This window comes from Anaerolineales bacterium (assembly GCA_030583885.1).
Classification (GTDB): domain Bacteria; phylum Chloroflexota; class Anaerolineae; order Anaerolineales; family Villigracilaceae; genus Villigracilis.
Map to the genome: position 1 here is coordinate 4,018,776 of CP129480.1, position 19,660 is coordinate 4,038,435.

At 53.5% G+C, this 19,660-nt stretch carries 21 protein-coding genes and 1 tRNA gene; 7 read left to right on the forward strand and 15 right to left on the reverse strand.

All coding sequences use genetic code 11. From position 1 onward, the window contains the following. Positions 1–109: 109 nt before the first annotated feature. Together katG and fmt are read right to left on the reverse strand one after the other, a co-directional pair. Complete coding sequence (katG, locus tag QY332_20140; protein WKZ35928.1) at positions 110–2,377, reverse strand: catalase/peroxidase HPI; 2,268 nt, start codon at positions 2,375–2,377, stop codon at positions 110–112. A 125-nt stretch (positions 2,378–2,502) separates the two neighbouring features. Next, positions 2,503–3,414: a methionyl-tRNA formyltransferase gene (gene fmt / locus QY332_20145; GenBank protein WKZ35929.1), complete on the reverse strand. Its 912-nt coding sequence runs from the start codon at positions 3,412–3,414 to the stop codon at positions 2,503–2,505. 122 nt (positions 3,415–3,536) lie between these two features. Between fmt and QY332_20150 the strand changes: the two genes are divergently transcribed. Together QY332_20150 and QY332_20155 are read left to right on the forward strand one after the other, a co-directional pair. Then, a complete protein-coding gene (locus QY332_20150; GenBank protein WKZ35930.1) occupies positions 3,537–3,848 on the forward strand; it encodes a DUF4870 domain-containing protein in 312 nt (103 codons plus the stop codon). Between the two features lie 86 nt (positions 3,849–3,934). After that, the gene (locus tag QY332_20155; protein WKZ35931.1) at positions 3,935–4,372 is read left to right on the forward strand and encodes a DUF4870 domain-containing protein; all 438 of its coding nucleotides are present in this window, start codon (positions 3,935–3,937) and stop codon (positions 4,370–4,372) included. Between the two features lie 54 nt (positions 4,373–4,426). Here QY332_20155 and QY332_20160 read toward each other — a convergent pair whose 3' ends face one another. Genes QY332_20160 through QY332_20175 form a run of 4 tightly spaced genes read right to left on the reverse strand, consistent with a single transcriptional unit; the run spans position 4,427 to position 8,595 of the window. Continuing rightward, a complete protein-coding gene (locus QY332_20160; protein ID WKZ35932.1) occupies positions 4,427–5,878 on the reverse strand; it encodes an LCP family protein in 1,452 nt (483 codons plus the stop codon). A 13-nt stretch (positions 5,879–5,891) separates the two neighbouring features. Next, on the reverse strand, positions 5,892–6,455 hold the full coding sequence (locus QY332_20165) for a HEAT repeat domain-containing protein (GenBank protein ID WKZ35933.1): 564 nt from the start codon (positions 6,453–6,455) through the stop codon (positions 5,892–5,894). Between the two features lies 1 nt (position 6,456). Continuing rightward, complete coding sequence (locus QY332_20170) at positions 6,457–6,675, reverse strand: hypothetical protein (GenBank protein ID WKZ35934.1); 219 nt, start codon at positions 6,673–6,675, stop codon at positions 6,457–6,459. A gap of 54 nt (positions 6,676–6,729) precedes the next feature. Next, positions 6,730–8,595, reverse strand: a complete 1,866-nt coding sequence (locus tag QY332_20175; GenBank protein WKZ35935.1) for a VanW family protein — start codon at positions 8,593–8,595, stop codon at positions 6,730–6,732. A gap of 153 nt (positions 8,596–8,748) precedes the next feature. Between QY332_20175 and QY332_20180 the strand changes: the two genes are divergently transcribed. The 5 genes from QY332_20180 to QY332_20200 all read left to right on the forward strand — a co-directional run bounded on the left by QY332_20180 (position 8,749) and on the right by QY332_20200 (position 12,989). Beyond that, the gene (locus QY332_20180; GenBank protein ID WKZ35936.1) at positions 8,749–9,483 is read left to right on the forward strand and encodes a thioredoxin domain-containing protein; all 735 of its coding nucleotides are present in this window, start codon (positions 8,749–8,751) and stop codon (positions 9,481–9,483) included. 18 nt (positions 9,484–9,501) lie between these two features. Next, complete coding sequence (locus QY332_20185; protein ID WKZ35937.1) at positions 9,502–10,305, forward strand: DNA methyltransferase; 804 nt, start codon at positions 9,502–9,504, stop codon at positions 10,303–10,305. Next, positions 10,262–10,834, forward strand: a complete 573-nt coding sequence (locus tag QY332_20190) for a hypothetical protein (protein ID WKZ35938.1) — start codon at positions 10,262–10,264, stop codon at positions 10,832–10,834. The genes QY332_20185 and QY332_20190 overlap by 44 nt, the downstream gene beginning before the upstream one ends. After that, a complete protein-coding gene (locus tag QY332_20195; protein ID WKZ35939.1) occupies positions 10,835–11,590 on the forward strand; it encodes a hypothetical protein in 756 nt (251 codons plus the stop codon). A 76-nt stretch (positions 11,591–11,666) separates the two neighbouring features. Next, positions 11,667–12,989, forward strand: a complete 1,323-nt coding sequence (locus QY332_20200) for a sulfatase (GenBank protein ID WKZ35940.1) — start codon at positions 11,667–11,669, stop codon at positions 12,987–12,989. 178 nt (positions 12,990–13,167) lie between these two features. Here the strand turns inward: QY332_20200 and QY332_20205 are convergent, their stop codons facing one another. From QY332_20205 to rpsB, 9 genes are all read right to left on the reverse strand, one after another. Continuing rightward, a complete protein-coding gene (locus QY332_20205) occupies positions 13,168–13,479 on the reverse strand; it encodes a PH domain-containing protein (GenBank protein WKZ35941.1) in 312 nt (103 codons plus the stop codon). Positions 13,480–13,602: 123 nt separating this feature from the next. Beyond that, positions 13,603–13,675, reverse strand: a tRNA-Asn gene (locus tag QY332_20210). 36 nt (positions 13,676–13,711) lie between these two features. Then, the gene (gene glpX / locus QY332_20215) at positions 13,712–14,704 is read right to left on the reverse strand and encodes a class II fructose-bisphosphatase (GenBank protein ID WKZ35942.1); all 993 of its coding nucleotides are present in this window, start codon (positions 14,702–14,704) and stop codon (positions 13,712–13,714) included. Positions 14,705–14,717: 13 nt separating this feature from the next. Beyond that, the gene (locus QY332_20220; protein ID WKZ35943.1) at positions 14,718–15,530 is read right to left on the reverse strand and encodes a phosphatidate cytidylyltransferase; all 813 of its coding nucleotides are present in this window, start codon (positions 15,528–15,530) and stop codon (positions 14,718–14,720) included. Then, positions 15,523–16,269 carry an isoprenyl transferase gene (locus QY332_20225; protein WKZ35944.1) on the reverse strand — a complete coding sequence of 249 codons (747 nt, stop codon included), beginning with the start codon at positions 16,267–16,269 and terminating at the stop codon, positions 15,523–15,525. The genes QY332_20220 and QY332_20225 overlap by 8 nt, the downstream gene beginning before the upstream one ends. A gap of 51 nt (positions 16,270–16,320) precedes the next feature. Beyond that, the gene (frr, locus tag QY332_20230) at positions 16,321–16,890 is read right to left on the reverse strand and encodes a ribosome recycling factor (protein ID WKZ35945.1); all 570 of its coding nucleotides are present in this window, start codon (positions 16,888–16,890) and stop codon (positions 16,321–16,323) included. 191 nt (positions 16,891–17,081) lie between these two features. After that, positions 17,082–17,798 carry a UMP kinase gene (gene pyrH / locus QY332_20235; GenBank protein WKZ35946.1) on the reverse strand — a complete coding sequence of 239 codons (717 nt, stop codon included), beginning with the start codon at positions 17,796–17,798 and terminating at the stop codon, positions 17,082–17,084. Between the two features lie 70 nt (positions 17,799–17,868). Then, on the reverse strand, positions 17,869–18,516 hold the full coding sequence (gene tsf, locus QY332_20240; GenBank protein ID WKZ38479.1) for a translation elongation factor Ts: 648 nt from the start codon (positions 18,514–18,516) through the stop codon (positions 17,869–17,871). After that, positions 18,516–19,487, reverse strand: a complete 972-nt coding sequence (gene rpsB, locus QY332_20245) for a 30S ribosomal protein S2 (GenBank protein ID WKZ35947.1) — start codon at positions 19,485–19,487, stop codon at positions 18,516–18,518. The genes tsf and rpsB overlap by 1 nt, the downstream gene beginning before the upstream one ends. Positions 19,488–19,660 lie beyond the last annotated feature (173 nt).

Sequence of the window (19,660 nt, forward strand, 5' to 3'; positions counted from 1 at the left end):
CATTGCCGATAAAGTCTAACGAAACAAGCGGCTATCTATTTTTATCAGATAGCTGCTTGTTTGTAATGCCTCATGCTATTCTGGCGTAATCACCCGTTCCTTCACTTGCTTAAGTGAGGTCAAAGCGGTCGAGGTTCATGACTTTGTTCCACGCCGCCACGAAGTCGCGCACGAACTTTTCCTTCGCATCGTCCTGAGCATAGACCTCGGCCAAGGCGCGCAACTGCGAGTTCGAGCCGAATACGAGGTCCACGCGCGTTCCAGTCCACTTGACTTCGCCAGTCTTGCGGTCGTGGGCGTTGAAGATGTCGGCGGCTTCCGAAGTGGGGTGCCAGACAACGCCCATGTCGGTCAGGTTGACGAAGAAATCGTTGGTCAGCTTGCCAGCCTGTTTGGTGAACACGCCATGCTGTGTCCCGCCGACGTTTGCGCCGAGCACACGCAGACCGCCGACCAGCACGGTCATTTCGGGCGCGCTGAGGGTCAGCAGTTGCGCCTTGTCCACCAGCATTTCTTCAGCGGATACGGTGTAGGTCGTCTTCTGGTAGTTGCGGAAGCCGTCCGCTTCGGGTTCGAGCACGGCGAAGGATTCGGCGTCGGTCTGGTCTTGCGTGGCGTCGGCGCGGCCCGGGGTGAAGGGAACTTCCACTTCGTAGCCAGCCGCCTTCGCCGCAGCTTCGACCGCCGCGCAGCCGCCCAGCACGATCAGGTCTGCCAGCGAAATTTTCTTGCCCTTCTTCTGGGCGCTGTTGAATTCCTGCTGAATGCCTTCGAGTGCGGAAAGAACCTTTGCCAATTGGGCAGGCTGATTCACGTCCCAGTCCTTCTGCGGAGCCAGGCGGATGCGCGCGCCATTGGCGCCGCCGCGCTTGTCCGAGCCGCGGAAGGTGGAGGCAGAAGCCCAGGCTGTAGAAACAAGCTCAGGCGTAGAAAGACCCGCATCCAGAATTTTGGCTTTGAGAGTCGAAATATCCTTCTTCGTCACCAGCGGATGATCCACAACGGGGAGCGGATCCTGCCAGATCAAATCTTCGGTTGGCACTTCCGCCCCAAGGTAGCGGACTTTGGGTCCCATGTCGCGATGGGTCAGTTTGAACCAGGCGCGGGCGAAGGCATCGGCAAACGCTTCGGGATTCTGGTGGAAGCGGCGCGAGATCGGTTCGTAGATCGGGTCAAAGCGCAGCGACAGGTCAGCCGTGGTCATCATCGGCGGATGTTTCTTCGACGGGTCGTGCGCGTCGGGAATCATGTGCTCGGGCTTGCAGTTTTTGGGAGTCCACTGCTGCGCGCCTGCCGGGCTTTTGACCAATTCCCATTCATAGCCAAAGAGCACGTCGAAGTAGCCCATGTCCCACTGGGTGGGGTTGGGTTTCCAGGCACCTTCGATGCCGCTGGATGTGGTGTGGACGCCCACGCCGCTGCCGAGGCTGTTCTTCCAGCCCAAGCCCATTTCTTCGAGCGGGGCAGCTTCGGGTTCGCGTCCGACCAGTTTCGGGTCGCCGGCGCCGTGCGCCTTGCCGAAAGTGTGTCCACCAGCGACGAGCGCGACGGTTTCTTCATCGTTCATCGCCATGCGGGCGAAAGTCTCACGCACATCAATGCCCGAAGCGACCGGGTCGGGGTTGCCATCCGGGCCTTCGGGGTTGACATAGATCAAGCCCATCTGCACTGCGGCCAGCGGGTTCTCCAGGTTGCGCCCATGCATCTTCCCATCCGCCGTGTCGTCGGACACGAGCACCGCGCCCTCTTTTTCGACGCCCTCGGAACCGTGGGCGTAGCGAATGTCGCCGCCCAGCCATTTGTCTTCACTACCCCAATAGACATCTTCCTCAGGCTGCCAGATGTCGGCGCGTCCCCCGCCAAAACCGAAGGTCTTGAAGCCCATGCTTTCGAGCGCCACATTGCCCGCCAGAATCATCAGGTCAGCCCAAGAGAGTTTGTTGCCGTATTTGCGTTTGATGGGCCAGAGCAGACGGCGCGCCTTGTCGAGGTTGACGTTGTCGGGCCAGCTGTTCAGCGGCGCAAAACGCTGACTGCCGGTGCCGCCACCGCCGCGTCCATCGGCTGTGCGGTAGGTGCCGGCGCTGTGCCAGGCCATACGGATCATCAGTCCGCCGTAGTGACCCCAGTCGGCGGGCCACCATTCCTGCGAATTGGTCATCAGGTCGGCTAAGTCTTTCTTGACCGCCGCCAGGTCGAGCTTCTTGAATTCCTTGGCGTAATTGAAATCAGCATCCATCGGGTTGGAAGCGGGTGCGTGCTGGTGCAAAATATTCAGGTTCAGTTGATTAGGCCACCATTCGCGGTTGGATGTTCCCCGGCTGGCAGTCGTGCTGCCAGCTTTGCCTGTGATCGGGCACTTGCTTTCTTCGCTCATTTTTATTCTCCTTATGATATATAAGTAAAGGCAGTGATAAATCACTACGCAAAAAAGCACAACATCATTTTAATCATATACCCAGCCATGAATATGTAACGTTGCATTCGTCATTATTTGGATGGTCATTCGGCCCAAGTTCTCGCGCCCGCCAAAAACGACTTTCCGCTCATGGACTTCTTCCCAGCCGGCTGCACTTCATCCAGGATGAGAATCCCGCCTCCTGCCCCGACCGCAGGCTGATCCTGAACAACCAACTTCTTCCCCGCTGATTCATGCCCCGCTTCCACATGCACGCGATGGACCTTGAGAATCGTCCCATCAAAATCCAGGAACGCCCCCGGCCACGGGTTCATTGCACGGACTCTTCGCTCCAAATCGTTAACGGGACGTGTGAAATCGAGCCTGCCGTCCTCCTTTTTCAACAGAGGCGCATAGGTTGCGGCTTCTTCGGGCTGAGGCACAGGCTGAATTTTGCCGGATAAATAATCGGGCAGTGTTTCGATCAGCAAATCCGCTCCCAGCGTGGATAATGTTTGGGTGACCGAACCAGCCGTATGGTCAGGCATGAGGCGGATGGATCGCTTTGCCAGCATGGGTCCTGTATCCAAGCCCACATCCATTTTCATGATGGTCACACCCGTCTCTTCATCTCCGGCGAGGAGGGCGGCATTGATGGGCGCCGCGCCGCGCCAGCGCGGCAGGAGCGAAGCATGGACGTTGACGCATCCATATTTCGGAAGATCGAGGATGGTCTTCTTCAAGATTTGACCAAATGCCGCAACAACGATGAGATCAGGGTTCCATGACTGAAGTCGTTTCAGGGCTTCGGGCTCGCGTAGTTTTTCGGGCTGGATAACGGGAAGGTTCAATTCCAGGGCAAGGGTTTTCACAGGTGGTGCTTTGTGTTCACGGCCGCGCCCGGAGGCGCGGTCCGGCTGGGTGACGACGCCAACCACATCATAGTTCTGTGCAAGCAGGCGCAGGGCCGGCAGTGCGAAATCGGGCGAGCCCATGAAAGCAACTTTGATGGACATGTGCAAATTTTAACACACTGCCAAGGCATGGTACTAAAGTACGAAGGTTTTGATTTGCGTTTTGACTTGAAAGGTTGTAAAATACTGTAAATCCAAACCCAACTTATTCGGAGGAATAAAATATGTCTCAAGAATCAATGAATCCTGAAATCAGCAGTGATGACAAGCTGTGGGCTGCGCTCGGTTATTTGATCCCCCTGATCGCTCTCATTGTATTGTTCATGGAAGACAAGAAGAGCCGGCCGTACGTAAAATTCAATGCGGTTCAGTCCCTGGTCGCCACGGTCGTGCTTTCCATCATTTCAACGGTAACCTGCGGCTTTGGCGCCGTGCTGTTCCTTGTCATACTCTACTGGGCTTATCAGGCATATCAGGGTCAGGATGTGCGCATCCCGATGATCAGCGATTTCATTCGCAACCAGGGCTGGGCATAACCCATCCGCCTACAAAAAGGACTCGCAGAAATTCTGCGAGTCCTTTTTGTTTCCATGATAAACTCGTCCCATCATAAAAGGAGAAAATGATGAACGAACAAATACCTGCAACCCCTCCCGCCCCTCTCAGCCCCGAGGAAGAACGTCAATGGGCGATGATCGCTCATCTGGGCGTGCTGGTGAATTTGGTCTCAGGTTTTCTGGGGCCCGTTGTGCCGCTGGCAGTTTACATGATCTATAAGGACCGTTCGCGGTATGTGGCGTATCAATCCCTGCAGGGATTGATCTTCCAGCTCATCTGGTGGGTTGGCGGGGGCATCCTAACCGGCGTTGCATGGGCGATCACCGGCACGTTGAGCGCAGTGCTGATCGGCCTGCTGTGCATTCCTTTTGCCTGCATCATCAGCGCCATGCCCCTGGTGGCTTTGGGATACGGAGTGTACGGCGGCATCCAAGCCAGCCAGGGACAGGATTTCAAATACTGGCTTGTCGGCGACTGGGTGAGGAGCACATTGACCGGTTAATGAAAATCATCCCCTTCTTATGAAGGGGATGATTTTTAAAATTTTGAAATGGGGTTACGGAATACTTCCCGAAATGTCCGTGCCAAGCCGTATTTCAATATCCACTGTTGCACTCGGATCGGGGCTGAAACGAATCTGCCTGTCTGAAATCCCGAAGGTGCTTTGCAGCCATTTAATCGTATACAGTTTTGGACCATACACGATCACAATCGTCTGGCTGTAGCCTTCCGGAGATCCGGCCACTTCGGTGATGTTCATGCCATAGGTTTGGAAGAGCGCACCAGCGCGTTGATCCAGACCCGAATAGGTGCCGTCCAGGATGCGCACGCGCGCTTCCTCCTCGCGCATCAGGGTTGCAGGATCACCCTGCGCAATTGGGCTGAGCGCGCCGCCCGAGGTGAATATCTCATCGCGCAGGATGCGGATCTTGTCTGTAATGGGTTTTAGAACGCTGGCATCCTCCCCGCCAAGAATCGTATTATCAAAAGTTGCCATGCCCTGTTGAGGGTCGATCACCCCTGTCTTGATATTTTCCCTGGAAACATCCCTGCCCAACACAGCCAGTTCGATGGCGTCATCGAACGACATGTTGGTCTTTATCCCGCTGCCCAGCCGTTTATACAGGGTGGTAGAACGCCGAATGAATTCAGGGAAGTTGTGCGGTTCAAAAATTATTTTTTGCAGGGCGAGAATCACTTCCTGCTGTCGGCGGGCACGATCTGCATCACCGCCGGATGTTTTGCGGTGGCGGGCGTACGCCAGCACCTTCCACCCTTCGCACAATTGACGATTCCCGGCGGTCAGGCGCACTTTATCCAATCCAGGACCAATGGGGTCCAGGACCATTGTTTCAGTGGGGTGGACATCAAGACATCCACCTATGGAGACAAGCTCATCAACCATGATTACAAATACATTGAAATCCACCTGCACGTAATAATCCACGGGCACGCCAATAAATTGGGAAACCGTCTTCATGGCAAGCCCGGGGCCGCCGCCAGGCAGGAGGGCGCCCTCTCCACTGGGATAGGCCGTGTTGATGCGGCTGTAGCCAAACCCGGGGATGTTTACCCACATATCGCGCGGGATGGAAAGCATACCCGCCGTCTTACTAATGGGGTCCACGGTAAACAGGATCATGGAGTCGGTTCGGGGCGGACCGTTATTTTCCTCCAGATCACGGGCATCAAGACCAATAAAAAGGATGTTGATGCGGCTGGCGCCATCCCACGCGGGAGGCAAGTCAGCACCAGGGGCAATCGGCGCAGGCGGAAGGTCGGCAACCGGCGTGCCCTGTTCATCCACCGCAAACCCGGAACCGCCTGAAACCTCCCCGCAACTGGCAGGGGGTATGCCCGGCAGGTCGGTCAGGTTCCAACAAGTGGCAAGCCCCTTTATAAAGATGAACGCAGTAATACCTAACACCGCAGTCACCCCCCAGAAGATCATTTGTTTTATAGTGGGCTTTCCAATTTTTATGTTTTTCAGGATTTCAAGTCTATTCATTTTTTCAAAAACCTCAGGGCTTAATATATACCATATTCAGCCCAAGCCGTTCCAAGCCTTCCTGTGCCCAGTACTGCAGCACGGCGGACTCTTCGCCCATACATTTCATCATCACTGGGATGGCACGATGATCACCGATCTCGCACAATGCACGCAACGCCAGAATGCGGATGCCTGTCGGCGCCTCGTTCATGAGCTCGAGCAGGCTCGACACCGAGGGGCTTCCAATTTTCACGAGGGCATTGCCTGCCAGCCCCGCCGTAAGCGGATCATCATCTGTAAGGGAGCGGGTCAACGCCTCCACCGCATCTGCATGCGGATGACTGCACAAGGCGAGGGTAGTGGCGGCACGCACCTCAGGGGATGAGTCGCTCAAGAGCGGAAGCAGGTCAACGGTCCGTGCGTGAGGCGAGGCGGCAAGGGCACGCACCCCCCACCAGCGGGTATCTGCTTCTTCTGCGCGAGTTAAATCCAGCAGGGCGGGAAGCGCCGCCAACCCCAGGGCTGTGAGCGCGGGAATGGAATTTTCAGCGCGTTCGTCATCCCCACTGGTCAATTCAGCGAGAAGGTCTTCCATTTTATCTGGCAGGCGGGGGGATGGGGAGCGCGTCCTGTGCGGTGCCGATCCACTTATCCCCTTCGTCAATCAGCATGACGGGGATGTCATCCACGATTGGGTATTTGCGTCCGCAATCCTGGCAGATAAGCCACGTGTCCTTGTGCAATACCAACATGCCGTCTTTTTCACGCACGCAATGCGGACAACGCAATATTTCAAGTAGTTCTGAACTGACCATGTAGTTCTCCTTTTTCAGGCAGGGATTGTACCATGCGGAAATACCGTGATTAATTCAGGTATTTGGAGAGAGGCAAATCTTGTTCTTTTTGGCCAACCTTTCAGGTTCCTCGGTTCCAGCACCATACTGACAGACTGCACGCCAGGGTTCGTAGTGGGTGAAGAATTTATCCGAGAAATAGACCTGTCCACCACGCCAAACGCTGCGGTTGACGGTCACATCCGCGCCCTGCGCGGCGTAATCCACCTGCGAGATCTGGTTCACTTTCAATTCGGGGTTTTCCTCGAAGACCGGCGAAGGCGCCGGGACAACGTTGGTGGGACCGCTTGTCTCCCAGGTCACACTGCGTCCATCGGAGGTGGAATAAAACTTCCACGTGATGGTGCGTGCGGCAGCATTAACATAGGTTTCCATCAAGAGCCAGTAGGGGGTGTCGTTCTGGAATTTGAAATCCACAAGCGGGAAGAAGACGGCGGCATCCAAACCCGCCAGCCGGGTATCCGTTGCGCCGCTGCGGTCCATCTCGTAATAGGATACGCGGTAGGCATGCGAATAACGTTCGATGACCGGGTACCCGCCAAAGAACACCGTACGAAAGAGCGTGGTGCTGACCTGGCAGACACCACCGCCAACGCCCTTGATGGTACGCCCGCCGTAAATGATGAGCGCTTCTGCAAACCCGTTCTCGAGGCTGATATCGCTGAGAATGGTCGCCATGGAAAAGACCTGGCCAGGGGCGATCAGTACGCCATGGAACTGGCTTGCGGCGGCTTCGATGTTTTGAATACGCGCGGCACTGGAACCGTAGAAATACGTCGTCTGTTCCGACACCAACTGGGTGATGCCCAATTCTGTGCCGGTGGCTGTATCAGCAACGGCAGGCTGTTGCTCGGCAACGCTCAACACAACGGCATGTTCACCGCGCAATAACGAATCATTGATCGCAAGGATGCTGGCTTCCACATCCATCACGCGGCCAATGGCAGATACATCTATCGGTTCGATCTGACCCGTTTCATCATTGAAAACGAAGCGCGCATTTTCGGGTTTGCGATCCACCAAAACCTTCAAGTCATTCAACGAGCTGCGCAAGGCAACGGGACTCAGCCCGACTTGCATTTCCACCGACCCGCCATGATCCAGGACTTCCACCGCGAGCATGTTCGCAACGACGGGGATGTCAAAGGTCCATGGACCGGGATCACCCTGGCGATAATTCGGCACGGTGATCGTCAGCGGCCGGCTGAGGATACGGCGCGCCGCATCCGCCTGCGAAGAGACATCCAGCAGTTTTGGCGAAGTCTCCCGAATGACGAGAGGCACTTCCCCGTCGCGGAAGGACTGCAATTGGGAGCCGAGATAGATCAAGGTGGCGTCCAGATTTAACGAACGACCCAGGCGACCAGGCTCTGAAACCACGTTCGTTCCCTCCACGCGAAGACTTGCCTCCACAACGGACTGATCCACCTGCGCTGCAATATTTTGCAGATAGGTGTACGCCACACGCTGGTCAAATATGACAACAGGAGAAACGTCAGAGCCAAGTCCGCGCGCGCGGATCTGGTTTGCAAGGGCGGCGAACAGCCCGCCCTTACGTCCATGCCCATAGGCGGCAAGGGCGCTTGCTGTAGGGTCGAAGACCATGCCCAGTTCCACGGGAGAGGCGACCCACACTTTTTCTGCGTCGCGGAATAATACCTTCCCGGTGATGGGATAGGACAGGGTCTGATTCAATTTCAACGCGGCGGCGTTTGGTGAGAGACCGGAGAGGTCCACGCCCGCGACGGAGACGCCGGGGAAAATACGTCCCGCGTAAACCAGTTGATATCCGATCATCCAAAAAAGGACAATGGCAATGAACAGTACAAATCCTGCAATGAACGCGGCAAGGATATGATTCATCAGATTACGGCGAGACATGAGTGTATCCATGCGAATGATTATAACGAAAAAATCCCCCGCATTTGCAGTGTTTATATAAGTTTTAGATTAGGAACGCGGATGTACAAGCCATAATACATAGGAAGCATCCCATCTTTTCACGGTACAATCTGAAAATCCCAGAGGAGCAAAATGATCGAAGAACAGATTCCAGATGAACCCGCGCAGGAAAGGTCAAAACCGCATTGGAGGATATGGCTTGCCGCCGGCGGATGCTCGGTATTGATATGCGCCGGCATCTTCAGCGGTGCACTTGTCCTTTTCGGCGGAGATTACATCAGGCAGTTTGTTCCAGCGAGCGTTCGGGTTGCGGAGGAAATTCCGCGCACGATGACACAAAGCAATACCATGGGCGACCCGAACGCGCCGGTCCACATCATAGAGTACGGCGATTTTCAGTGTCCATACTGCCTGAAATTTTGGAGGGAGACTGAGCCTCAGTTGATCGAGGAATACGTGAACACAGGCAGGGTGTATTTCGAATATCGGTCCATGGGCGCGTTTCTAGGACCGGAATCCGCGTGGGCATCGGAGGGGGCATACTGCGCGGGCGACCAGGGAAACTTCTGGGAATATCATGACACGCTGTTTGTCAATTGGACAGGCGAGAACGTGGGCGATTACACACAGGATAAACTTGTGAAGTATGCCGGGGCGCTCAATTTGAATTTGCAGGAGTTCGAAGCCTGCCTAAGCGAGGGGAAACACAAAAAGACGGTGGAACAGGATGCGGCGCAGGCGCAGGCGGCGGGGGTCCGCGCCACGCCGACGTTCTTCATCAACGGGTTCAAAGTCGAAGGCGCACAGCCGTTTCAAATCCTGAAGGAATACATTGAAGAGGCGTTGAGGCAAAAGCCAAGTTTATAGCCATGCGCTATAATCGCCATGATGAAATCATCCAAGATATTTTTCCAAAACGACAAGTTCACGCTCATTCAAGGGGATGTATTGACTACGCCACATGTGGACGATTCCAGCGTGGATTTGATCGTCACATCGCCGCCCTACAACGTGGACATCCAATACAACTCCCACAAGGACGATGTCACATACGCGGAGTATCTGGAGTTCAGCAAAAAATGGATGACACGCTGTCTCGACTGGCTGAAGGATGACGGGCGATTCTGTCTAAACATCCCGCTCGACAAGAACAAGGGCGGACAGCAAAGCGTCGGCGCAGATCTGACAACGCTAGCGAAGGAAATCGGCTTTCAATATCACTCCACCATCGTTTGGAATGAAGGCAATATTTCACGCCGAACAGCATGGGGTTCGTGGAAAAGCGCCTCTGCGCCGTATGTGATCGCGCCCGTGGAATTGATCGTGGTCTTGTACAAAAAGAACTGGAAGAAGACCAGCGGAAGCAAGATCTCGGATGTCGAACGCGACGACTTCATGGCATGGACGAACGGCTTGTGGACGTTCAACGGCGAGAGCAAAAAGAAGATCGGGCATCCCGCACCGTTCCCCATCGAATTGCCGCGCAGATGCTTGAAACTATTCAGCTATGTGGATGATGTGGTGCTCGATCCATTTTGCGGAAGCGGCACAACCGTGATCGCGGCGGTGTCCAGCAACCGAAAAGGCATCGGTATTGACGTGGATAAAAAATACTGCGAACTTGCACGCAAGCGCGTGCTTGACCATGCCGCATCGAAACTTGAACTTCCAAAAGCTGGAAAAAAATAATCCATCCATTATGCCAACCGTCAATTTTAGAAATCGCTTCGATAAAAAAGATTCGCTTGAGTTGGGTGAGAACGCCGAAGTGGCCTTCACAGAGATGGCGAAGGCGCGCGGCTGGAAGATCTCCGCTGCCACAAAAGAGCAGAACATCGACGAACATTGGGACTTCCGGATCGAAAAAGAGGGTCAACCCTATAAGGTCGAAGTCAAAAGCGAAAAGCGCATCAAGCGGAACGACGACAACTCACAAGCCGACTTCATCTGGGTCGAGCTCCGCAACGTGCGCGGCGAAATCGGCTGGCTGTTTGGCAGGGCGGATTTGATTGCGCTCGAAAAAGGAACATCCTTCGTCTTCGTCAAACGGCTCGACCTTCTCGGGGTGGTGAATCAAAAAGTGAACCTGGTAGCAAAGGTCAGGTCCGCGAAAGAGGCACTCTACAAGATATACACCCGCAGCGGGCGCAAGGACAAACTCACCCTGCTCCCCGTCCGCGACATTGAGCCGGTCATTTTTATGGAATGGAAAAGATAGATGATGAAAAAATCACCGACATTATTGACTTTAATATTTCTCCTGACCTCCTGCAGTCTCAACGCCTCCCCTCCGAACTCTGAGCCTGTTGCTGTGACCGAGAGATTTATCCCCGCATCGGAAACCGCATCCCCAACGCTTGCACCGCCAACCGAAACATCCACACCCCTGCCCACCCAAACCAGCACGCCCATCCCGATCGTAGACGAACTGAAAGCCACGGTGACTGCGGACAAACTCGTTTGCCGCTATGGACCGGGCGCAAACTACCTGTATCTTTTCTCGTTCAACAAGGGGACGCCCATCACCATTATCGGGCAGGCGAAAGGGAACCATTGGGTATTGGTGGAAAACGGTCAGCAGGATTGCTGGGTAAACTCGCAATTCGTGGAGGCGTCGGGCGACATGAAACAACTCCGCTCCGTCTACCCCGATGGATATAAAATCCCCGTCTCACCCTATTACGGACCGACTACCGTCCTCAAATCCACCCGCGAAGGAGACAAAGTCATTGTATCGTGGATCGAGATCATCGTCAGCCCGGGCAAATATGAAAATGAATATATGTTCCCCTACATTGTCGAAGTCTGGTATTGCAAAGACGGGCAGATTGTCTTCGATACTCTCGGCTCGAGACTCGCCTTTATCTCATTCATGGACGAAGTCGGCTGTGATGAACCCTCCCGCGGGCGCGTGTACATTCAGGAAAAGCACGGCTACGCCGGTCCCGCTGAGATTCCGTGGCCTGAGAGGTAACCCCCAACAACATTGTGGTCAGGATATAATTTAAGCCATTGCAGCACAAAACCAAACATATGAAGGAATTCAATCAATGAGAGTAAAAACATCCGTCCGCTTGTGGACATTTCTCATCGCAACGTTTCTATTGACCCTCAGTGGATGCGTAACGCATTTCCAAAAAGATGGGCGCCCGAACATACTGATCATTGTTACAGACGACCAGCGGTACGATACCATGGAGTTCATGCCACAAACACAGGCCGCCATCTTCGATCAGGGGGTAACCTTCCAGCATGGTTTTGTCACAACCCCACTCTGCTGCCCAAGCCGGGCAAGCATATTCACCGGAATGTACGCCCACAAACATGGCGTCACAAATAACAACGCGGAATTGGAGTATCCAACCTTTATCGAACTAATGAAGAAAAACGGATATTACACTGGGTTAGTCGGAAAATACCTCAATTCGTGGAAGGGAGAGCCGCGCCCAGAATATGATTACTGGATTTCATTCCAATTTGGAGAAACAAGATACTACAATCCACGCCTGAATGTAAACGGGGAATGGATACGTCATCAAGGAGAGTATGTCACATATTCTTTAGGGAATTATGTGATCGACTTTCTTCGAAAAGCAGAAAAGAAAAATAAGCCTTTTATTCTTATTTACACACCCAATGCCCCTCATAATCCCGCCACACCTGCTGATGAAGACTTAAATACTTTCGCAGACCTACCTCCCCACCGCCCTCCAAGCTTCGATGAACCTGATATTGCAGACAAACCTGAATGGATGTTAAGAGATGGGCCATTACACCCGGATATCATTAAAATGATTGATGATTTCCGTTTGAATCAAATCCGCACGCTTGTATCGCTAGACCGTACCATTGGCAGCATTATGACAGAACTTGCTGAACTAAATATGCTCGATAATACCGTTATTATTTTCATCTCAGACAATGGCATCCATTGGGGAGAGCATAGGTTGTTTTCAAAAAGCACCATTTATGATGAAACCAATCGAGTCCCATTCGCACTTCGCTATCCTTCGCTTGTGCCTAGACCCTACATTGACCGACAACATGTCGTTGCCAATATAGACATTGCCCCCACATCGCTAGACATTGCAGGAATCCCCATTCCAAAGGACATGGATGGCATGTCCATTTTAAAACTTCTCTCAGGTAACGGCAATTGGCGGGAGGGGGTACTAATCGAAGGCTGGCCCCCGCGGGGCATTTACAGTGCTGTCCATACCGGCAATTATGTATACGCAGAAACACTCGGCGATATTTCCGAATTCTACGACCTGGAAAAAGATCCTTATCAGTTACAAAACATCGTTAACGATCCCCAATATCATGACATCGTTGAGGAACACCGCAAATTACTCCTGGAACTCACCAGATAGAGATGCAGATATGAATGACCTCGCGCAGGTGCAGGTACAACCAGGAGAAGCACAGCCATGCGGGTCTCATTGAGATTCCATGGCCCGAGAGGTAAATCCACAAATTGCATAGATGGCACAGATGTAAAAGCAATAAGCCTTTGATTTTTTCAAGGACATTATTGATGCTGGTATTTGATTAATCGGCTTTAAGCGAGTGAATCAGAATATCCCTGAGCTTGTAGGAATATCCTATCAGCTCAAGTTCCGGGGCAACCGAACCAGCGGTTTCGATCCTGAAATTGCCGATCCCAAAAATACGGTCAAAGAGGTTCTGGTCGGCGGCATAGTTGGTGATCCGCGAAAAGGGAATGATGACCTCGTTCTTGCCCAGAATCCCCTTTCGATACATCAGTCGATCCTCATACACGTCCAATGTTTCCGAAAAATGAGCAATGATGCGCGGGTTCACCACAGACCACCAGCGTATGGCGGGTTTGAAAGATTGCATTGATTCTATCCTTTCGAATTGCCGTTCTACTTGTATATATCGGCATATTATACATAGCTTTTGTTTTACGAAACGAATTTGCCCCCAACCAAAAAGCTGAGGGCAAATTCGTTTCGTACATAGCTCCTTGCCTAGGACTTGAACCTAGAACCTAGCGGTTAACAGCCGCTCGCTCTGCCAATTGAGCTAGCAAGGAAAGCGAACGACATTATATGTATAAGCGCAGGGGATGTCAATACCTTATCGCGCTCAGGTTCTCCAGTTTATCCGTCGTGTGTGTGGCGGTGATCTGGCGGACAGTGCCGGTCAAGCCGCGCACCACGAGTGTATCGGTGGTGATGTGGTCACCGTAATAGCGCACACCCTTGAGCAGTTCGCCGTCCGTGATGCCGGTGGTTGCGAAGAACACATCTTCGGAAGAAACCAGGTCGTTCATGGTCAGCACCTTGTCGAAGTCAAAACCTGCATCGCGGCCACGGCGCAATTCGTCCTCATCACGCGCATATAACTTGCCCTGAATCTCGCCGCCCATGGCGCGCAGGGCGCAAGCCGTGATGACACCCTCGGGCGTACCGCCGACGCCGAACAGGACATCCACGCCTGAATCAGAACTCGCAGTCATCAAAGCCGCCGCCACATCGCCATCCGGGATCTGGCGGATGCGAGCGCCCGCCCTGCGGATCTCAGCGATCATGTCCACATGACGCGGACGGTCCAGGATGATGGTGGTCAAATCTTCAATCGCCTTGCCTTTTGCCTTTGCAATTGCCTTCATGTTTTCAGTGATGGATTTTTCAATATCGATCTTCCCTTTCGCCTCCGGTCCCACTGCGATCTTGTTCATATAAACAAAAGGACCCGGGTCGAACATTGTCCCGCGCGGGGCAACCGCAACCATCGCCAGCGAATTCGAGCGGCCAAATGCCAGGGGGCGTGTCCCGTCAATAGGGTCTACGGCAACATCCACGTCCGGTTTTGAACCGTTGCCCACGATCTCGCCGTTGAACAACATCGGAGCCTTATCCTTTTCCCCTTCCCCAATGACAATGACCCCGTTCATATCCACTGTACTGAGGATTAAACGCATCGCATTGACCGCAGCCTGATCCGCTCCTTCCTTATCGCTTCGACCCATAAAGCGACCCGCCATCATCGCCGCGGCTTCGGTGACACGCGCAAGTTCAAGCGCGAGGTTGCGTGTGGGGGTTGCGCCAAGAACATCCATGATGTCTCCTACCTTATAGAATGAACCAAACAAGAAAGTAGTACCCGATGACCGCGCCCCATAACCATGAATCAATACGGTCAAAGAAGCCGCCGTGACCGGGGATGATGTCACTCGAATCCTTGATGCCCGACTGGCGTTTAATCATGCTTTCCCCGAGATCGCCCAGCGGCGGCAAGGCTCCGAGCAATAACCCCATCATCGCACCCTGCCAGATGGCAATGTCGCTCGCCAGGCTTCCAAACGTGGTAAATACATATACATAAAAACCGCCGGTAATCGCCCCCGTGAAGACACTCGCCGCATAGCCCTCCCAGCTTTTCCTGGGGCTGAGGCGCGGCGCCATTTTATGTTTTCCGTATGCCCTGCCAATCGAGTATGCACCCGAGTCTCCCGACCAAACACAGAACATCACCAGCATAAACCACCAGCCGCCATTGGGAAGGTTGCGCAAGTCAAGAAGATACGCGCCGATCCAGCCGAGATAAGCCAGCCCTGTCAGGGTGATACCAAAATCAAGCGCGGCCTGGTCCCGCCCGCGCTCATAGGCGTAAAGATGATATGTCAGCGCAATCAGGATGGCCCCCGCAAAAAGGGGCATGGCATATTGCGGAAAAAACATGCGGGCCATCAGAATCAAAGCCACGCCGCCGACTGTGATGTGCATGTGCGGCTCAACGCTCGCCGCGCGGAACAGATGCACAAATTCCCATGCCGCACCAATGATGAAGGTGCCCATTAATAGAAAATAAAAGATGCCGCCAAGCAGTATGGCGGGCATTCCAATCAAAGCCAATCCAAGAGCAGTGATAAGTCTTCTACGCATTGGATTCCTGTAATTCTCCCGAGGATACCTTTCCATAACGCCTGTCGCGGTGGGCAAATGTCTCCAGTGCGCGGCGATATTCTTCCTTGTCAAAATCAGGCCAGAAGGTGGGGGTGATATACCATTCCGAGTAGGCGGCTTGCCAGATGAGAAAATTACTCACACGTAATTCGCCCGACGTGCGGATGATGAGGTCGGGGTCTGGCACACCGGCTGTGAACAAATATTTGTTCACCATGTCGTCGGTCACTTCATCGGCAGGAATGCCGTCCTTGATAATCTTCTGGATCGCGCAGACGATCTCATCCCGTCCACCATAATTGAACGCCACATTCAAGACAAGGCGGTCATTGTTCTTTGTCAGTTCAATGGCATGTAAGACTTTTTTCTGGATGCCGGGATCAAGTCGTTCCAGTCGTCCTATATGACGCAGCTGTACGCCTTCCTTGTGAAGCTCATTTAATTCACGGTCAATGACATTCTGAAGGATGAGCATCAACCCCTGCACCTCCTCAGGCGGACGCCCCCAGTTTTCGGTGGAAAACGCATAGATCGTCAGATACTTGACGCCAAACTCAACCGTGGAGCGGATGACGCGGCGCAGGTTCTCCGTCCCTGCCTTGTGTCCTGCCAGACGCGGCAAGCCACGTTGAAGCGCCCAACGTCCATTGCCATCCATGATCATGGCAACATGTTGAGGAACTTTTTCAAGAGGAACATTCAAGGGGGTTTCAGCCATATGTTAAACGCTCATTTCGATGCCGGCTCCGGCATCGAAAATCGTTCCAAATTAGACTTCCATGATTTCTTTTTCTTTATGCTGGCCAAGCCTGGCAACCTCTTCCACAAATTTATCGGTCAGTTTTTGCAGATCATCCTCGCCGCGCTTAAGGTCATCCTCGGTGATGAGTTTTTCCTTTTCGTAGTCACGTAGGTCGTTATGCAGGTCGCGGCGGATGTTGCGTACTGCGATCCGCGCTTCTTCAAGACGGTGGTTCATGTGTTTGACCAGTTCGCGGCGGCGCTCTTCATCGAGCGGAGGCAGGTTCAGGTGAATGATCTTTCCGTCAGAATTGGGATTCAGGCCGATATTCGAGGCACGAATCGCCTTTTCGATATCCTTAATGGACGAAGCATCAAAAGGTTTGACCATCAAAGAGCGCGGTTCAGGAACGCTGATGGTCGCAAGCTGCATCAAGGGTGTTGACGTGCCATAGTATTCGACGGGCAGCTTTTCGATCAATGCAGGGCTGGCGCGCCCGGTGCGGATGCCGGCGAGGTCGTCGGCAAGGACTTGGATTGCACCTTTCATGCGGGTTTCAGCATCTTTCAACAGGTCTTTAATTTCGTCGGTGCTCACGATCTTCCTCCTGAAAATGATAACAATGCAAGGATACCTTAAAACGAGAATTTAGGCTATGGGAATGCAAAAATATGAGAGTTTATGCCAAAACTTGAGAGTCCCTCAATGCATGAACAGAAAAAGCAGTCACCCTGATCTGGCAATAAAAGTGGCGGTCTCCTATTTCAGGAAAAACCTAGCACGGCGAATTAGGATGCAACCAGGGTTCCCACATGTTCGCCACGCAAAGCCCCGACCAGGGCTTTTTTGTCCCACAGGTTAAGCACAAGGATCGGAAGGTTATTTTCCATGCAGAGGGTTATGGCGGTGCTGTCCATCACCTCCAGACGGCGGTTGAGGACTTCGATATAACTCAGTTTGTCGAACTTTTTTGCATTCGTGTTCTTCTTCGGGTCGTCATCATAGACACCGTCCACCTTGGTGGCTTTGATGACGACTTGCGCATCTATTTCCGTGGCGCGCAAGGCAGCGGCCGTATCTGTGGAGAAGAACGGGTTGCCCGTCCCTGCGCCAAAGATGACCACACGTCCCTTTTCAAGGTGGCGGATGGCACGCCGGCGGATGTACGGCTCGGCAATGGCGCGCATCTCAATGGCAGACATAACGCGCGTAAAAACTCCCTGCCGTTCAAGCGCATCCATCAACACCATTGCATTCATGACGGTGGCAAGCATGCCCATGTAATCCGCAGTGGAACGATCCATGCCGCGCTCCAAACCCTGCTTACCGCGCCACAGGTTGCCCGCGCCGATGACCACAGCCACATCCACGCCCATCTCGCGGACTTCCTTAATGCGGCTGGCTATTGACTCGGCTTCATCCACGTCAATGCCAAAACCTGACGCGCCGCCCAGCGCCTCCCCGCTTAACTTGAGCAGGATCCTTTTATATTTCAATTCAGCCATTCATACCTCCAACATTCCTTGATCTGACCATTTTAGAAAAAAGCCAACCCGAAGGCTGGCTTTTTAATACTTATTCCTGACTCGTGCTTTCGCCCAACTCCCAGCGCTGGAAGCGGCGAATAATCACATTTTCGCCGATGGCAGCTACGTTCTGCAAAATGAGTTTTTCAATGGTCAGCGACTCATCCCGGATGTAGGACTGCCGCATCAGGCAGACTTCATCCTTATATTTTTCAACGCGGCCTTCCACGATCTTTGCAAGAACCTTATCGGGCTTGCCTTCATCCCTGGCGCGCGCACGGGCGATATCCGCCTCATGCTCTAGCTCCGCCGCAGGGATTTCTTCCGCTGTTATATATTTCGGAGCGCTGGCGGCGATCTGCAATGCAATTTCGTGCGCCAGGGTCCGGAATTGTTCAGCGCGGGCGACAAAATCCGTCTCGCAGTTAATCTCAACCATCACACCCACACGTCCGCCGCCGTGGGAATACAGTTCCACCACGCCGTTGGAGGCGTCACGGTCCGCGCGCTTGGCGGCAGTTGCCATGCCTTTTTCGCGCAGCCAATCCACAGCCTTCTGGTAATCTCCATCCGCCTCCTGCAAAGCCTTGCGGCAATCCAACATGGGGGCATTGGTTGCGGCTCGCAGCTGCTTGATCATCTCAGTTGTTATTTGCATTTCACAATCCTTGTATCCGGCTTTCCAGTTCTCATTAATTACCCTGCTTTTATTTCAGCGGAATCATCTTTTGTTTTTGCTTCATCTAGCGTTTTTTCCTCCACCGCCGTTTCGGCGGGAACGTCAGCCTTTTCAACAGGAGCATCCGCAGTCGCAGCATCATCCACCGGACGGGTGGCATTCAGCTTCGCGAGTGTGGCTTCCCCGAGCAACACTTCATCTCCCATATCATCCTGTTCCGTTTCAACAACAGGCTTGCGGGACGGGCGGGATTTCGACTTGCCGTCCGCTTTAACCTCTTCGGGCTGTTCCGGTTCATCTTCCTTGCGCATGGCTTTGCCTTCCAGCACGGCATCCGCCATTTTGGCAACCAGGAGTTTGATGGCACGGATGGCGTCATCATTGGAAGGGATCACATAATCAACATTCTGGGGATTGCAGTTCGTATCCACCAAAGCGACAATCGGGATCTTGAGCAGGTTCGCTTCACGGACGGCCGCTTCTTCACGTCCCACGTCTATAATAAAAAGCAGGTCGGGGCGGCGCTTCATGGTGCGGGCACCGGACAAACGAGTCTGCAAGCGGAGGATATCGCGCTCGACCAATAAGCCTTCCTTCTTGGTCAGGCGATTGATCTCGTCTGTATCACGCACTTTTTCGAGGCGTTCCAGTTCCTGGATGCGCTTGTACATCGTAGCCCAGTTCGTGAGCATGCCGCCCATCCAGCGCTCGGTAACATAGGGCATTCCACAGCGGGCGGCTTCCTCCGCCACAGTTTCCTGTGCCTGGCGTTTGGTGCCGACAAACAGCACAGTCCCGCCGTTTGCAACCGCATCGCGGATCATGGTATACCCCTGGTTCAACAGTTTCACGGTCTGTTGCAGGTCAATAATATGAATACCGTTACGCTCAGTGAAGATATACGGTTTCATACGGGGGTCCCACTTGTTTGTGCGGTGTCCAAAGTGGACGCCGCTCTCAAGCAGGGCTTTCATAGAAATGACAGCCATTCTTACTCCTTAACCTTTTCCGTTCTCCAGCGCGCAGTTCAATGAATGGCGCGGAACGGGATGAGTTTAGCGGGGATGCGAACCCGCTCAGGGACGCTTGTTGCCCGTCCCAGGCAAAATATGCCTTTATCCTGAACATTGTCAAAGGATTCAAAGCGGCGGGATTATAACAC

Excerpts from the sequence above, each read along its gene's own strand:
- pyrH (WKZ35946.1), bottom strand. The coding sequence starts at position 17,798 with ATGGCTGAATTGAAATATAAAAGGATCCTGCTCAAGTTAAGCGGGGAG.
- QY332_20195 (WKZ35939.1), top strand. The coding sequence starts at position 10,835 with ATGATGAAAAAATCACCGACATTATTGACTTTAATATTTCTCCTGACC.
- QY332_20200 (WKZ35940.1), top strand. The coding sequence starts at position 11,667 with ATGAGAGTAAAAACATCCGTCCGCTTGTGGACATTTCTCATCGCAACG.
- QY332_20220 (WKZ35943.1), bottom strand. The coding sequence starts at position 15,530 with ATGCGTAGAAGACTTATCACTGCTCTTGGATTGGCTTTGATTGGAATG.
- QY332_20150 (WKZ35930.1), top strand. The coding sequence starts at position 3,537 with ATGTCTCAAGAATCAATGAATCCTGAAATCAGCAGTGATGACAAGCTG.
- katG (WKZ35928.1), bottom strand. The coding sequence starts at position 2,377 with ATGAGCGAAGAAAGCAAGTGCCCGATCACAGGCAAAGCTGGCAGCACG.
- QY332_20165 (WKZ35933.1), bottom strand. The coding sequence starts at position 6,455 with ATGGAAGACCTTCTCGCTGAATTGACCAGTGGGGATGACGAACGCGCT.
- glpX (WKZ35942.1), bottom strand. The coding sequence starts at position 14,704 with ATGGATGTTCTTGGCGCAACCCCCACACGCAACCTCGCGCTTGAACTT.
- fmt (WKZ35929.1), bottom strand. The coding sequence starts at position 3,414 with ATGTCCATCAAAGTTGCTTTCATGGGCTCGCCCGATTTCGCACTGCCG.
- QY332_20185 (WKZ35937.1), top strand. The coding sequence starts at position 9,502 with ATGATGAAATCATCCAAGATATTTTTCCAAAACGACAAGTTCACGCTC.
- rpsB (WKZ35947.1), bottom strand. The coding sequence starts at position 19,487 with ATGGCTGTCATTTCTATGAAAGCCCTGCTTGAGAGCGGCGTCCACTTT.
- QY332_20155 (WKZ35931.1), top strand. The coding sequence starts at position 3,935 with ATGATGAACGAACAAATACCTGCAACCCCTCCCGCCCCTCTCAGCCCC.
- QY332_20160 (WKZ35932.1), bottom strand. The coding sequence starts at position 5,878 with ATGAATAGACTTGAAATCCTGAAAAACATAAAAATTGGAAAGCCCACT.
- QY332_20205 (WKZ35941.1), bottom strand. The coding sequence starts at position 13,479 with ATGCAATCTTTCAAACCCGCCATACGCTGGTGGTCTGTGGTGAACCCG.
- QY332_20180 (WKZ35936.1), top strand. The coding sequence starts at position 8,749 with ATGATCGAAGAACAGATTCCAGATGAACCCGCGCAGGAAAGGTCAAAA.
- QY332_20170 (WKZ35934.1), bottom strand. The coding sequence starts at position 6,675 with ATGGTCAGTTCAGAACTACTTGAAATATTGCGTTGTCCGCATTGCGTG.
- QY332_20190 (WKZ35938.1), top strand. The coding sequence starts at position 10,262 with ATGCCGCATCGAAACTTGAACTTCCAAAAGCTGGAAAAAAATAATCCA.
- QY332_20175 (WKZ35935.1), bottom strand. The coding sequence starts at position 8,595 with ATGTCTCGCCGTAATCTGATGAATCATATCCTTGCCGCGTTCATTGCA.
- QY332_20225 (WKZ35944.1), bottom strand. The coding sequence starts at position 16,269 with ATGGCTGAAACCCCCTTGAATGTTCCTCTTGAAAAAGTTCCTCAACAT.